The sequence below is a fragment of the Nostoc sp. KVJ20 genome (assembly GCF_001712795.1).
Classification (GTDB): Bacteria; Cyanobacteriota; Cyanobacteriia; order Cyanobacteriales; family Nostocaceae; genus Nostoc.
In genome coordinates, this window is record NZ_KV757839.1 from 1 (window position 1) to 714 (window position 714).

Consider the following 714-nt stretch of genomic DNA (forward strand, 5'->3'; position numbering starts at 1 on the left):
AAGTTTGATACGTAATTTGGTAGTCACCACTGAAAATATCCACATTTTGTATCAGAGTTTGATACCGTAGTCACGACCTCTATATAAATAGATATTAATCATCGTGACTACCAAAATCATCGTGACTACCAGACGTGACTACCAAAACCCCAAAACCTCCAATCTATTTTTAGAGTAATGGGCATTGGGTATTGGGTATTGGGCGATCGCACCTCTCCAAAAATTTTGACACCACTTTTGAAAACTCAAATTTTCCCCGCAATTGCTTGGGCTACATCTAATTGCCTCCCCGCCGCGCACCCAAAACAAAAAAAAGGTATTCGGGAATGGGGGAAGGGACAAGGGGGAAGGGGCGATCGCAGCTAAAAGCATTCTCAAGGTTTCTACACCGTCGTATCAAAAGTTACTCTTTAGCTTTGAAAGTAGATTCATGTACTAAATTTGTAACGGGTGTAACGGGCTGATTTTTTTCACTCGCAACCCGTTACAGCTAGAAGCTTTACTGTATAAGGACTGTAGCTATCTGTAATTCATGAAATTTCATAAAAAGGTAGTTACGTTTTTTTGTGTACAACTTTGATAACTGCCCACAATACCGTTGCATCGCTCAAGCTCCTGGTAGAGTATCTTTATCGCTTAGAGAGCGTTTTTGCACAATGTCTTTCTACTAAGCAAATACTTTGTAAAGCTTTTAATTATCTATGGATAAAAAGG

1 protein-coding gene is annotated in these 714 nt (G+C 39.5%); it reads left to right on the plus strand.

Annotated elements, in window-relative coordinates; all coding sequences use genetic code 11:
• Positions 1 to 177 precede the first annotated feature (177 nt).
• Entirely contained in the window at positions 178 to 366 is a 189-nt protein-coding gene (locus A4S05_RS38165; protein ID WP_069074916.1) for a hypothetical protein, read from the plus strand.
• The last annotated feature ends 348 nt before the right edge of the window (positions 367 to 714 follow it).